Raw genomic sequence first — 12,947 nt, 5'->3', positions numbered from 1 at the left:
TTGTGGGCTGCGGGCCTGAGCGGGGGGCGCACGATGTGGCGTGAAGAGCAGGAACGGTCAGGTCCGCACCTCCATGTGACAAGACCTTACTTCCGTGCGCCCTCATGTGGTTGGCTTGCGTACCAAACTGACAGGGCACCTTCCGAGGGGTCGCGGGCATCGGCCCTGTGACCGCGGTCAGTTGTCGGTCACACCGTTTCGCCGGTCGGTGGCCTCGAGGCACGGCGCGATCTGATCTGTGCGGGTGGATGTGCACCCACAACGGTGGAGGACCGATGGCGCAGGCCGACTACTCGTTCGTCGTCGCGCCGGGGGCGTTGCCGCTTCTCGGCCACACACTGCGGTTCCTGCGCGATCCACTGCGCTTCCTGCGTTCACTGCCCGACTTCGGAGACATCGTCACCATCCGGCTCGGCCCCGTCAGCCCCGTCGTCGTCTGCGCTCCCGAGCTCGTCCGCCGGGTCCTCGTGGACGACCGTACCTTCGACAAGGGCGGCTTCCTCTTCGACCGCAGCCGCGAGTTCCTGGGCAACGGCCTCGGCACCTGCCTGCACAAGGACCATCGCCGGCAGCGGCGGATGATCCAGCCGGCGTTCCACCGGGCTCGCCTGCCGGGCTACGCCAGGGAGATGAACGCACAGGCCCACGCGGTGACCGATGCTTGGCAGGACGGGCGCACCATCGACGTGCTGGCCGAAACGACGGCGATCAGTCTGCGCACCACAGCGGCGACGATCTTCTCCGCCGCGCCCGCCGCCCTTCGGGAGTCACTGGCGGCCGATCTGGTGACGCTGGAGGAGGGCGTGTTCCGGCGCATGCTCCTGCCGCCCCATGTCGATGCCGTCCCCACGCCAGGCAAGCGGCGCTACGACCGCGCACACGCCCGGTCCCAGCAGACCATCGACCGCATCATCGCCGACTACCGGGCCGACGGCGTTGACCACGGCGACCTGATGTCCATGCTGCTTGCGGCCCAGGACGATCTCGCCGGCCCCGGCACCGAGGGGGCACGGCTGTCCGACGAAGAGGTCAGGGACCAGGTCATGTCGTTCCTCTTCGCCAGTACGGACACGATCGGCAAGGCCCTCGCCTGGGCCCTGCACCTGTTGGGAGGCCACCCCCACCTCGCGGAGCGACTGCACGCGGAGGCCGACGCCGTGCTCGCCGGCGGCGTCGCAGGTTTCGAGGATCTGCCGCGGCTGGAGGTGACCCGGAACATCATCACCGAGACCATGCGGCTGTATCCGCCGGGCTGGCTGCTGACCCGTACCACGACAGTCGACGCCGAACTCGGTGGCCGGCACATCCCCGCCGGCACCGATGTCGCCTTCAGCCCCTACCAGATACATCATCGCGGCGACCTGTTCACCGAACCGGAGCGCTTCGATCCCGACCGATGGGGGCCCGACCGGGCGGGGGCGATCCCCCGCGAGGCGTACCTGCCCTTCGGGGGAGGCGCGCGCAAGTGCATCGGTGACGCGTACGCGTTGACGGAGGCCACCCTCGCACTCGCGACCATCGCCGCTCGGTGGCGACTGGAGCCCACGCCCGGCCGACGGGTCAGGGCGGCGCCCTATGCGCTCGCCTTGGGGCCCAAGGGGCTGTTCATGCGTACCGTCGCGCGGGACGTCGCGGGACACGAAGGCCGAAGGCGCTCGGCAGTCCCCGGGGAGGGATCACTGCGGCCGAAGGACACGTCGGCCTCACGACCATGAGCCTGGCGCCCGAAAAGCGTTGGGCAGGTGCCCTGGTGGGGCGGCAGGATGCCGCCCATGCCGTACACCGCCGACGAACTCCTGCCCCAGGGCACCCTCTCCCGCGCCCCTCAACCCCTCCTGGCCACCGGTGACGGTCTGGTTCTGCGGCCCTGGCGGGTCGAGGACGTACCCGCTGTGCACGATGCGTACCAGGATCCCCTCATGCATCAGTGGCACATCCGGCGCAGCGACTCCGAGGAGGAGGCCGCCGGGTGGGTCCGGGAGTGGCTGAAGGAGTGGGAGGGCGAGCGCAAGGCGCAGTGGGCCGTCGTCGACGCGGACACCGGCCTGCTGCTGGGACGGGTGGCGCTGCTGAGCATCATGCTCGCCGAGGCGCAGGCCAAGGTCGCCTACTGGACCACTGCGGCGGCCAGGGGCCGGGGCGTCGCCACCCGTGCGACGAACACCCTGACCCGCTGGGCCTTCGACGAGATCGGCTTCCACCGCCTCGAACTCCTGCACGCCACCGCCAACCAGGCCTCCTGCCGGGTCGCCGCCAAGGTCGGCTTCGTCCTGGAGGGCACCAAGCGCCGGGCCGCCTACCACCAGGACGGGTGGCACGACATGCACCTGCACGCCCGCCTGCGCGAGGACTAGACGGCGGCTTCCTGAACGGCCGGTTCCGGTGCGGGAGTCGGGCTCTCGGCGGCCCTGCGGTACGCGCGGTAGGCCGTGCCGGTCAGGAGGGTGGCGGCGAGGAAGAGGACCGTGAACCACTGGAAGTACCAGTGGCCGCCCGCCGGGTCGTACACCGCCGCTCGCGGCCAGGCCAGGTTGACGGTCATCAGGAGGCCGTAGAGCAGGGCGAGGGCGTTGACCGGGATGCCCCAGCGGCCCAGGGAGAAGAGCTTTCCGCCCGTCTCGTCCGTGCCCCGCGAGCTGAATTCGCCGCGGAGGCGGCGGACCAGCAGCGGGCCGGTGACCATCGCGTACGCCAGGTACAGCATCACGATGCACGTGGTGCCGATGGCCAGGAAGGCGTCCGGCGAGGCGAAGTTGAGCAGGAGCAGCGCGGCGGCCAGGACGCCGACGACCACGGCCGGGGCGCTCGGCATGCCAGTGCGCGGGTTGACCCGTGCGAGGCGTGCGGAGAAGGGGAGCTCTCCGTCGCGGGCCATGGAGAACAGCATCCGGCAGGCCGCCGTCTGGATGGCGAGGGTCGCCACCGCGATGGCCACCACCACGTCGGCGAGCAGGACCTTGCCGACGCCGTCGCCCAGGCTGCTGGTCAGCACGTAGCTGAGGCCGTCGACGCCGAGATGGCCGTCGGTGAGGCTGGGCGCGGCGAGCAGTCCGCCGAGGATGACCAGACCGCCCAGCAGACCGGCGGCGGCCAGCGCGGTGAGGATCGTACGCGGCGCCGTACGACGGGGGTTGTGCGTCTCCTCGCTCATCTCGCCCGCGCTGTCGAAGCCGATCATCACGTACGCCGCCGTGAAGGAGCCGATCAGCAGCGCTCCCAGCAGGCCGGAGCTCGCGGCGCCCTCGGTGTGGAAGGTGATGCCGGGGGAGCGCTCGGAGTGGGTGAGCAGCAGGACGACGATCAGGACCGCGCCGATGATCTCGGCGGTCACGCCGACCCGGTTGATCACCGACATCACGCGGTTGTCGACGATGTTCACGATCGTGGTGAGCACAAGCATGACCACGCCGAGCACCGCCGCGTTCGCCGCGCCGTCCGTCGACGTCACCGCCGGGTCGGTGCCGATGAGCTGGAAGCCGGACCAGATCGCCGGCAGCACCATCTGCAGCGCCAGTGCCGCCGCCGCGACCACCACGATCTGCCCGATCACCATGATCCAGCCGGCGAACCAGCCGAAGGTGAGGTTCGACAGGCGGGAGGACCACTGGTAGATGGCGCCGGAGATGGGGTAGCGCGCCGCGAGTTCCGCGAAGCAGGCGGCCACCAGCAGCTGGCCGAGCAGCACCGCCGGCCAGGCCCAGAAGAAGACGGGGCCGCCGAAGGCGTACCCGAAGGCGAAGAACTGGAAGACGGTCGTGAGGACCGAGATGAAGGAGAAGCCCGCCGCGAAGGAGGCATACCGGCCCAGGCTGCGGTGCAGCTCCTGGCGATAGCCGAACTCGGCGAGGGAATGGTCGGTTGTCGGCACGGCGGCACCTGCCTTCGGCACGGTCCTGCGAGCGGATTCCTGTCAGGCGACAGAAATTAGGGACGGGCTGTTTCCGCCGCGTCACGCCGGCATGTCGGGGGCGGGCCCAAGTCCTCACGTGCTTGCCGTGCACACGAAAACGCGATACATCGTGTGTATTGACGCTCGTGCGAGATTCGCGATATGTTCGGCCACGGATATTCGTTGGCGAGGTGAGGTCATGGCGATGAAGCGGCGCAAGCTCGGCAACCCGCTCGCGCTCGCCGTGATGGTGACGCTGTGGCAGAAGCCGATGCACCCGTACGAGATCGCGCAGACCCTTCGCCGCCAGGGCAAGGACACCAGCACGAAAATCAACTACGGCTCGCTCTACACCGTCGTCCAGAACCTCCAGAAGCACGGCTTCGTCGAGGTCACCGACGTGGAGCGGCAGGGCAACCGCCCCGAGCGCACGGTCTACGGCCTCACCGCGGCCGGCCGTCAGGAGGTGACCGAGTGGCTGTCCGACCTGCTGGCCGTCCCCGCCAAGGAGTACCCGGTCTTCGAGAGCGCGCTGTCCTTCCTCGGGGCCGTGCACCCCGATGAGGTGGTGCGGCTGCTCAAGGAACGGCTGACGACCCTGGAGGTGGAGGCGGCGAGCTCGCGCGGAGCACTGGAGAAGCTGTACGAGTCCGTGCCCCGGCTCTTCCTGGTGGAGGTCGAGTACCGCCTCCACATGGTCGAGGCCGAGGCGCAGTGGGTCCGCGGCTTCGTCGAGGAGATCGGCAACGGCGCACTGCCCGGCGTCGACGCCTGGCGCCGCTTCCACGAAACGGGCGAGCTGCCCCCGGACTTCATGGAGGAGATCACCTAGATCATGCGATGGCCGGGATCACCCGGACCACCCAGGAAGAAACAGACCCCGGCAGGGCTGTTGCAGCAGCTCCCGCCGGGGTCTCGAACCCCGAACCGACTCCGCCGTGCGGCAGGCCGGGCGATCGAGGTGCGGCACACCCAGGATAGCCCGGCCCTCCCCACGCGGATCAGTCGTCATCTGTCATCCGCTCACTCAGGAGAGCTGTCGTCATGAGCAGTACCCGTGCGCCCGCGGTCGAGGCGCGTCAGCTGATCAAGACCTACGCCGGCGGAGTCACCGCCGTGAACGGCATGGACGTCACCGTCGAACCGGGCACCGTCTTCGGGCTCCTCGGCCCCAACGGCGCCGGCAAGTCCACCACCGTCAAGATCCTCACCACCCTGGCCCGGCCCGACTCGGGCACGGCCACCGTCGCCGGACACGACGTGCTGCGCCACCCCGACCGGGTGCGCCGCGCGATCGGCGTGGTCGCCCAGGGTTCCGGCGCCGACCCGGTCGCCACGGGCCGGGAGAACCTCCGACTGCAGGGCAGGCTCTACGGCTTGAAGGGCGCCGCCCTCGATCTGCGGGTGGACGAGCTGCTGGACCGCTTCGGCCTCGCCGAGGCGGGCCGGCGCCCGGTCAAGGGCTACTCCGGCGGCCTGCGGCGCCGCCTCGACGTCGCCCTCGGTTTGGTCCACCGGCCGGACGTGCTCTTCCTCGACGAGCCCACCACCGGCCTGGACCCCGAGGCCCGCACGGCGATGTGGGACGAGATCGACCGGCTCGCGGGGGAGGAGGGGCTGACGATCCTCCTCACCACGCACTACCTGGACGAGGCCGACCGCCTCGCCGAGCGCGTCGCCATCGTCGACCGCGGCCGGGTCGTCGTCGAGGGCACCCCGGACGCCTTGAAGGGCGAACTGCGCGGCGACGCCGTCCACGTGGAGCTGCGGGAGGCCGTCGGCCAGGCCGGGCGCACCCTGCTCGACGGCGCCCTGACCGGGCTGCCCGGCATGCACGAGGTCCTCGTCGACGGCCGCCGCGTCAGCGTCCGGGCCGACGACGGAGCCGCCGCCGTACCCGCTCTGCTCGCCGCCCTGGAGCGGGCCGGGGTCGGGGTCGCCGCCGCGACAGTCGCCCGGCCTTCGCTCGACGACGTCTACCTCCGTTACGCCGGCCGCCGTTACTCCGAGGCCGACGCCGGGGCGGACGGGAACCTCGTCCTCGCCGGAGGTGCGCGATGAGCACGGCCGTCTCCCAGACCTGGTACATGACGCAGCGCCAACTAATGGTGTTCGCACGGCAGCCCGCGTACGCGGTCATCACGCTCGTCCAGCCGGTGATCTGGCTGTTCCTGTTCGGCGGCCTGTTCAAGAAGGTCGTCGAGCTGGGCGGCTTCGGCACCACGACCTACCTCACCTATCTCGTCCCCGGTGTGGTCGCGATGAGTGCGCTCAGCTCCAACATGTGGGCCGGCATGGGCACGTTGGAGGAGATCCAGCGGGGCACCCTCGACCGCTTCCTGACCACGCCGGTCAGCCGGGCCGCGCTGATGAACGGCAACGTCGTCAACAACGGCCTGGTCACCGCGCTCCAGTCGGTCGTCATCGTGCTGCTGGCCCTGGCGGGTGGCGCGGACTACCCGGGCGGCGCCGGCGGCGTCGCGATCCTGGTGCTCGCCTCGGTGCTGCTCGGCACGATCTTCGGGGCGCTGTCCAACTCGCTGGGCATGCTGGTGCGGGAGCGGGAGTCGATCATCGGCATCAACACCTTCCTGCTGTTGCCGCTGACCTTCCTGTCGTCCGCGTTCATGGCGCCGTCGCAGATGCCCTCCTGGATGCGGCACGTCGCCGACTTCAACCCGCTGAACTGGGCGATGGTCGCGGGCCGTTCGGCCCTGTCCGAGCACCCCGACTGGAGCGTCGTGCTCAGCCGCGGCGCAGGGCTGCTGGCGCTCGCCGTGGCGGCGGTGTGGCTGTCGATCCGGACGTTCCGGTCGTACCAGCGGTCGGTGTGAACCCGACTTCCGGGTCAAGCGCATGACGGAGGGGCGGCACCCCGACCGGGTGCCGCCCCTCACCAGAACCTCGCCGGAACCTCCGGAACCTCACGCGGCCGGAGCCGCGCCCTCCTGCTCCGCCTCGATGCGCGCGTTCCACTCCCGCTTGGAGGACTGCCAGCCGTCCTCGTTGTGACCGAGGCGCCAGTAGCCGGAGATCGACAGGTCCTCGCGCGGGATCTCCCGCTCGATGCGCAGCAGCCGGCGCAGCTCCTTCACGAAGTGCGCCTCGCCGTGGACGAAGGCGTGCAGCCGGCCCTCGGGGAAGTCGAACGACCGTACGGCCTCCAGCAGTGCCTCGCCGACGGGACGGTCGCCGCGGTGCAGCCAGACGACCTCGACGTCGGAGTCGATCTTCTGCTCCTCCTGGGGGCCGGACACCTCCACGAAGGCGTGCGCCGTGGCGCCGCCGGGCAGCGACTCCAGGGAACGGGCGATCGCGGGCAGCGCGCTCTCGTCACCCACCAGCAGATGCCAGTCGGCGCTCGGGTCGGGGGCGTAGGCGCCGCCCGGTCCCATGAAGCGCACGGTCTCGCCCGGCTGGACGCGCATCGCCCAGGGCCCGGCGAGGCCCTCGTCTCCGTGGATGACGAAGTCCAGCGTCAGCTCGTGCGTCTCGGGGTCGAAGGCCCGCACCGTGTAGGTCCGGGTCACCGGCCACTGCTCGCGCGGCAGCTCCTCGCGGATGCGCTCCATGTCGAAGGGCTCCGGGTAGGTCACGCCCTCGCTCGGGGGGAACAGTAGCTTGACGTAGTGATCGGTGCAGGTGTCGGCCGCGAAATCGGCCAGCCCCTCGCCGCCGAGGACCACGCGCTGCATGTGCGGGGTCAGCCGTTCTGTGCGGACGACCTGCGCGGAATGAGGCTTCCGCGGCCTCCGAGCCGGACGTTCTGCCATGACGGCCTCCCATGTTCCCTGCTTAGGCTTACCTAAGTTAGCACCACTCCCTTGAGAACCACCTCAAAGAGAGGGGCCATTACCCAGGCCATTACCGAAACGAGAACATTGTTTACGCATCCAGAGTGGTCAGCAGCCGCTGAAGCGAGCCGCCCAGCCCCCACCGCGCCGCCAGTGCCTCCAGTGCCGCCGCGTCGCGCGGGGCGTGCGGCAGGGCCGTGTCCACGTCCGGCAACGGCACGTCGTCGGCGACCTTGACGACCTTCGGCGCCACGGCGACGTACGGCCTGGCCTCGTCCAGCCGCTTGCGCTGCGACGGCGTGAGCTTCGCCTTCGGATCGTCGACCGCGGCCATGATCCCCGCCAGGTCCCCGAACTCGGCCAGCAGCTTGGAGGCCGTCTTCTCACCGATGCCCGGCACGCCCGGCAGACCGTCGCTCGGGTCGCCGCGCAGCAGCGCCAGATCCGCGTACCCCGGCCCGTCGACCCCGTACTTCTCGCGCAGCCACGCCTCGTCCGTCAACTGCAGCGTGCCCACGCCCTTGAGCGGGTACAGCACCCGCACCCCCCGGGCGTCGTCCACCAACTGGTAGAGGTCGCGGTCGCCGGTGACGATGTCGACCGGGCCCTTCGCGCGCGCAGTGAAGGTGCCGATCACGTCGTCCGCCTCGTACGGCTCGACGCCCACCCGCGCGATGCCCAGCGCGTCCAGGACGGCCTCGATGACGGGCACCTGCGGCGACAGCGTGTCCGGCACCTCCTCCTCGTCCGGGCCCGCCGCGTGCTCCTCGGCGACGCGGTGCAACTTGTACGAGGGGATCAGGTCGACCCGCCACTGCGGGCGCCAGTCGGCGTCCATACAGGCCACCAGGTCACTCGGCCGGTGGTCCTTGACCAGGCGGTCGATGAATTCCAGCAGCCCGCGCACGGCGTTCACCGGGGTGCCGTCCGGTGCCTTCACGGACTCCGGGACGCCGAAGTAGGCGCGGAAGTAGAGCGAGGCGGTGTCGAGGAGCATCAGTCGTCCGGTCACGCTCGCATCATGCCGCACGGCAGTGACAGTCACCCGCCGGCCAGCAGCCACCGGGTGCGCGGACCCTCGCTCACCAGGGTGGCGGCGGCCAGCAGCGACACCAGGACGGCCGCCCAGACCGGCATCAGCCACCACGCCGACATCACGGCCGCGACGAGCTGGAGCAGCACCAGCAGGACGGTCGCCCAGCCGGGGACCGCGACGACGACGTGCGCCTTGTCGCCGGGCGTGGAGAAGACGGTCGGCAGGCCGATCAGCACCACCACGGCGAGCACGGCCAGCGGCGGGGAGTACGGCCACAGCGCCCACGGTGTCGCGATCCAGGCCACCAGTTCCGTCGCGAAACGCAAGCCGGAGGCGCGTCTGTCGTCGGGTCGGTCCACGGTCGTCCCCCCCGGTGAATGGCGATGTGAAGCAGCGGCGGCGATCCTACGCACCCCTTGTGAACCGGACCACTGTCGCGTTTGGGCCGGTCGGACCAGGGCAGGCGCCGCCCCGTTCACCGCCCCCGAGACCAGAGGCAAGCGTGTCAGCGAGACTTGAGGCCGAACAGCTCTACAAGGTGTTCGGCAGACGACCGGACCAGGCAGTCGAACGGCTGAGGCAGGGAGCCGACCGGGAGGAGCTGCGCGCCGACGGCACCACGGCCGCCGTGATCGACGCCTCCTTCACCGTGGACCCCGGCCAGATCTTCGTCGTCATGGGCCTGTCCGGCTCCGGCAAGTCCACCCTGCTGCGCATGCTCAACGGCCTGCTGGAGCCGACCGCCGGACACGTCCGCTTCGACGGCCAGGACCTGACCGCGCTGGGCGCCCGCGAACTGCGCGAGGTCCGCGCCCACAAGATCAGTATGGTCTTCCAGCACTTCGCGCTGTTCCCGCACCGCAGCGTGCTGGACAACGCCGCCTACGGCCTCGCCGTGCAGGGCGTGCCCCGCGCCGAGCGCGAGCGGCGCGCCGGCGAGGCGCTGGCCCTGTGCGGACTGGCCGGCTGGGAGAAGTCCTGGCCCGACGAGCTGTCCGGCGGCATGCAGCAGCGCGTGGGCCTGGCCCGCGCCCTCGCCACCGACGCCGACCTGCTCCTCATGGACGAGTCCTTCAGCGCCCTGGACCCGCTGATCCGCCGCGACATGCAGGACCAGCTGCTCGAGCTGCAGCGGACGCTGAAGAAGACCATCGTCTTCATCACCCACGACCTCAACGAGGCCATGCGGTTGGGCGACCGCATCGCGGTCATGCGCGACGGGCGCATCGTCCAGACCGGCACGGCCGAGGACATCCTCGTCCGGCCGGCCGACGACTACGTCGCCTCCTTCACCAAGGACGTCGACCGTTCCCGCGTCCTGACCGCGTCCGCCGTCATGGACACCGACCTGCGCGGCGACGAGGCCGACTGCGGCTGCGAGAGCGGGTGCGAGACCGCGACCCCGGACACGCCGTTCACCGAACTCTGCGCGATCAGCGCCCGCCTGACGCACCCGGTGATCGTCCTGGACGACGACCGCAGACTCGTGGGTGTGGTGCCGACCCGGCGGCTGGTCGGCTTCCTCGGCGACGGGGAGGTGCCGGCCCATGCCTAGGATCCCCCTCGGAGACTGGGTCAACAGCACCGTCGACTGGCTGCTGAACCACGTCTCCTGGCTCTTCGACCTCCTCAAGACGGTCTTCACCGGCACCTACGACGGCATCGACGCCGTCCTGCAGGCCCCCGAGCCGCTGCTCCTCGCCGGCATCTTCGCCGTGCTCGCCTTCTGGCTGCGCGGCACGCTCGCCGGCGTCCTCACCTTCGCCGGGTTCGCCTTCATCGACTCCCTCGAACTGTGGGACGACGCGATGGTGACCCTCTCGCTCGTGCTCGTCGCCACGATCATCGCGCTGGTCGTCTCGGTGCCGCTCGGCATCTGGGCCGCGCGCTCCGGCCGGGTCAGCTCCGTTGTCCGCCCGGTCCTGGACTTCATGCAGACGCTGCCCGCGATGATCTACCTCATCCCGGCCATCCTGTTCTTCGGCACCGGCGCCTCCGCGGGCATCGTCGCCACCCTCATCTTCGCGCTCGCCCCCGGCGTCCGCATGACCGAACTGGGCATCCGGCAGGTCGACGCGGAACTGGTCGAGGCGGCCGACGCGTTCGGCACCACACCCCGCGACACCCTGCTGCGCGTCCAGCTGCCGCTCGCCCTGCCCACCGTCATGGCGGGCGTCAACCAGGTGATCATGCTGGGCCTGTCCATGGCCGCCATCGCCGGCATGGTCGGCACCGGTGGCCTCGGCGGCGACGTCAACGAGGCCATCGGCCAACTCGACGTCGGCCTCGGCTCCGAGGCGGGCGTCGCCATCGTCATCCTGGCGATCTACCTGGACCGGATGACCGGCGCCCTGGGCACCCATGTCTCCCCGCTCGGCCGCCGCGCCGCCGCCAGGGCGCGCGCCGCCCGGGGCCTGAAGATCTGGTCCTACCGCCCCCGTCCCCAGGTCGCCATGATCGGCGTCGTGATCCTCGCCCTCGTCGCGGGCGGCATGGGCGTGTTCGGCGGTGGCTCCGGCGGCTCCACCGCCGTCGCCGACGCCAAGGACGTCGGCCAGGGCAAGAAGGTCACCATCGGCTACGTCCCCTGGGACGACGGCGTCGCCTCCACCTTCCTGTGGAAGGAGATCCTTCAGGAGCGCGGCTTCCACGTCGACGCCAGGCAGTTCGACGCGGGCCCGCTCTACACCTCGGTCGCCTCGGGCGACGTCGACTTCATGACGGGCGCCTGGCTGCCGACCACCCACGAGCAGTACTGGAAGAAGTACGGCGGCAGGCTCGACGACCTCGGCGCCTGGTACGGCAGGACCTCGCTGGAGCTCAGCGTGCCGTCGTACATGAAGGGCATCGACTCCGTCGACGACCTCAAGGGCAAGGCGGCACTGTTCGGCGGCAGGATCACCGGCATCGAGGCCGGCGCCGGCGAGATGGCCCTGCTCAAGAGCAAGGTCCTCAAGGAGTACGGCCTGGACCGGGAGTACAAGGTCGTCGACAGCTCCACGCCCGCCATGCTGGCCGAGCTGAAGCGGGCCTACAGCGACAAGCAGCCGATCGTCACCACGCTCTGGTCGCCGCACTGGGCGTACAACGACTACAAGCTGACCAAGCTGAAGGACCCCAAGGGCGCCTGGGGTTCCGGCGACGGCATCCACACCGTCGCCCGCAAGGGCTTCGCCGGCGAGAACCCGGTCGTCGCCAAGTGGCTGGAGGACTTCAAGCTGGACGAGAAGCAGCTCACCGGCCTGGAAGCCGAGATCAACAAGGCCGGCAAGGGCAAGCAGCAGGACGCCGTCCGCGCCTGGCTGAAGAAGAACCCGGGCGTCGTCGACAAGCTGGCGCCGGTGCGCGACAGCGCCGCGCCCGCCGAGGCCCGACGGCCCGTGAACGTCGCATGGTTCCCCTGGGACGAGGACATCGCCGTCACCTACCTGTGGAAGAACGTCCTCCAGCGACGCGGCTACCAGCTGAACCTCAAGCAGATGGACGTCGGACCCGTCTACACGGGCCTGGCCTCCGGTGACCTCGACGTCAACTTCGACGCCTGGCTGCCGTACGCGCAGAAGAACTACTGGGACAAGAGCAAGGACCGGCTCAAGGACCTCGGCACCTGGTACCGGCCGACCTCGCTGGAGGTCGCCGTGCCCTCCTACGTCAAGGGCGTGAAGTCCTACGAGGACCTCAAGGGCAAGGCGGACCTCTTCGGCGGGAAGATCATCGGGATCGAGCCGGGGACCGGCGAGATGAACCTGCTCAAGACCAAGGTGCTGCCCGGCTATGGCCTGGACGAGGAGTACAAGGTCGTCGACGGCTCCACGCCCGCGATGCTGGCCGAACTCAAGCGCGCCTACGCCAAGAAGCAGCCGGTGGCCGTCGTGCTCTGGTCGCCGCACTGGGCCTACAGCCGCTACGACCTGACCAAGCTCCACGACGACAGGAAGCTCTTCGGCGAGGGCAACACCATCCGCACCGTCGCCAACGAGGAGTTCCCCGGTCGGTACCCGCAACTCACCGAGTGGATCAAGGGGTTCCACATGAGTGAGGCCGAGCTCGGCAGCCTGGAGAGCGAGATCAACCGGGCCGGCCAGGGCCACGAGGAGGAAGCGGTCGCCGCCTGGCTGAAGGAACACCCCGGGACGGCCGACCGGATGACCCCGCGGTAGCGGCCGGTCTCCGTGCGTTAGCGGCCGGATCCTCACCGTGTCCAAGGGCACGGCAAGGATCCGGCCAA

The 12,947-nt window shown here is 70.2% G+C and carries 11 protein-coding genes; 7 read left to right on the top strand and 4 right to left on the bottom strand.

What is annotated here, in order from left to right; all coding sequences use genetic code 11:
- The first annotated feature begins 275 nt into the window (after positions 1-275).
- Both FBY22_RS28535 and FBY22_RS28530 read left to right on the top strand, forming a co-directional pair.
- Positions 276-1,715: a cytochrome P450 gene (locus FBY22_RS28535; RefSeq protein ID WP_142150710.1), complete on the top strand. Its 1,440-nt coding sequence runs from the start codon at positions 276-278 to the stop codon at positions 1,713-1,715.
- A 57-nt stretch (positions 1,716-1,772) separates the two neighbouring features.
- The gene (locus FBY22_RS28530; RefSeq protein ID WP_399211976.1) at positions 1,773-2,354 is read left to right on the top strand and encodes a GNAT family N-acetyltransferase; all 582 of its coding nucleotides are present in this window, start codon (positions 1,773-1,775) and stop codon (positions 2,352-2,354) included.
- Here FBY22_RS28530 and FBY22_RS28525 read toward each other — a convergent pair.
- Positions 2,351-3,868, bottom strand: a complete 1,518-nt coding sequence (locus FBY22_RS28525; protein WP_260845198.1) for an amino acid permease — start codon at positions 3,866-3,868, stop codon at positions 2,351-2,353. The two genes, FBY22_RS28530 and FBY22_RS28525, sit on opposite strands and share 4 nt — an antisense overlap.
- A gap of 220 nt (positions 3,869-4,088) precedes the next feature.
- Between FBY22_RS28525 and FBY22_RS28520 the strand changes: the two genes are divergently transcribed.
- The 3 genes from FBY22_RS28520 to FBY22_RS28510 all read left to right on the top strand — a co-directional run bounded on the left by FBY22_RS28520 (position 4,089) and on the right by FBY22_RS28510 (position 6,723).
- Positions 4,089-4,721 (top strand): PadR family transcriptional regulator, encoded by a 633-nt coding sequence (locus FBY22_RS28520; protein ID WP_142150704.1) that lies wholly within the window; start codon positions 4,089-4,091, stop codon positions 4,719-4,721.
- A 212-nt stretch (positions 4,722-4,933) separates the two neighbouring features.
- The gene (locus tag FBY22_RS28515) at positions 4,934-5,950 is read left to right on the top strand and encodes an ATP-binding cassette domain-containing protein (protein ID WP_142150702.1); all 1,017 of its coding nucleotides are present in this window, start codon (positions 4,934-4,936) and stop codon (positions 5,948-5,950) included.
- On the top strand, positions 5,947-6,723 hold the full coding sequence (locus FBY22_RS28510; protein WP_142150700.1) for an ABC transporter permease: 777 nt from the start codon (positions 5,947-5,949) through the stop codon (positions 6,721-6,723). Before FBY22_RS28515 ends, FBY22_RS28510 begins: the two co-directional genes overlap by 4 nt.
- Positions 6,724-6,813: 90 nt before the next feature.
- Here FBY22_RS28510 and FBY22_RS28505 read toward each other — a convergent pair whose 3' ends face one another.
- The 3 genes from FBY22_RS28505 to FBY22_RS28495 form a co-directional block, all read right to left on the bottom strand.
- The gene (locus FBY22_RS28505) at positions 6,814-7,662 is read right to left on the bottom strand and encodes a siderophore-interacting protein (protein ID WP_142150698.1); all 849 of its coding nucleotides are present in this window, start codon (positions 7,660-7,662) and stop codon (positions 6,814-6,816) included.
- Between the two features lie 112 nt (positions 7,663-7,774).
- On the bottom strand, positions 7,775-8,695 hold the full coding sequence (locus FBY22_RS28500) for a 5'-3' exonuclease H3TH domain-containing protein (RefSeq protein ID WP_399211973.1): 921 nt from the start codon (positions 8,693-8,695) through the stop codon (positions 7,775-7,777).
- Between the two features lie 29 nt (positions 8,696-8,724).
- Positions 8,725-9,078 (bottom strand): hypothetical protein, encoded by a 354-nt coding sequence (locus FBY22_RS28495; protein ID WP_142150695.1) that lies wholly within the window; start codon positions 9,076-9,078, stop codon positions 8,725-8,727.
- A gap of 143 nt (positions 9,079-9,221) precedes the next feature.
- Here FBY22_RS28495 and FBY22_RS28490 point away from each other — a divergent pair, with 143 nt between their 5' ends.
- A complete protein-coding gene (locus FBY22_RS28490; protein ID WP_142150693.1) occupies positions 9,222-10,274 on the top strand; it encodes a glycine betaine/L-proline ABC transporter ATP-binding protein in 1,053 nt (350 codons plus the stop codon).
- Positions 10,267-12,879: an ABC transporter permease/substrate binding protein gene (locus FBY22_RS28485; protein ID WP_142150691.1), complete on the top strand. Its 2,613-nt coding sequence runs from the start codon at positions 10,267-10,269 to the stop codon at positions 12,877-12,879. The genes FBY22_RS28490 and FBY22_RS28485 overlap by 8 nt, the downstream gene beginning before the upstream one ends.
- Positions 12,880-12,947: the final 68 nt, after the last annotated feature.

Origin of the sequence: Streptomyces sp. SLBN-31 (assembly GCF_006715395.1) — a bacterium.
Taxonomy (GTDB): Bacteria; Actinomycetota; Actinomycetes; order Streptomycetales; family Streptomycetaceae; genus Streptomyces.
Note: the sequence above shows the minus strand (reverse complement) of the source record. Positions and strands in the feature narration are given on the sequence as shown.

What these genes read in the sequence shown, in the direction of transcription:
- FBY22_RS28535 (WP_142150710.1), top strand. Translation starts at nt 276, where the DNA reads ATGGCGCAGGCCGACTACTCGTTCGTCGTCGCGCCGGGGGCGTTGCCG.
- FBY22_RS28530 (WP_399211976.1), top strand. Translation starts at nt 1,773, where the DNA reads ATGCCGTACACCGCCGACGAACTCCTGCCCCAGGGCACCCTCTCCCGC.
- FBY22_RS28520 (WP_142150704.1), top strand. Translation starts at nt 4,089, where the DNA reads ATGGCGATGAAGCGGCGCAAGCTCGGCAACCCGCTCGCGCTCGCCGTG.
- FBY22_RS28515 (WP_142150702.1), top strand. Translation starts at nt 4,934, where the DNA reads ATGAGCAGTACCCGTGCGCCCGCGGTCGAGGCGCGTCAGCTGATCAAG.
- FBY22_RS28510 (WP_142150700.1), top strand. Translation starts at nt 5,947, where the DNA reads ATGAGCACGGCCGTCTCCCAGACCTGGTACATGACGCAGCGCCAACTA.
- FBY22_RS28505 (WP_142150698.1), bottom strand. Translation starts at nt 7,662, where the DNA reads ATGGCAGAACGTCCGGCTCGGAGGCCGCGGAAGCCTCATTCCGCGCAG.
- FBY22_RS28485 (WP_142150691.1), top strand. Translation starts at nt 10,267, where the DNA reads ATGCCTAGGATCCCCCTCGGAGACTGGGTCAACAGCACCGTCGACTGG.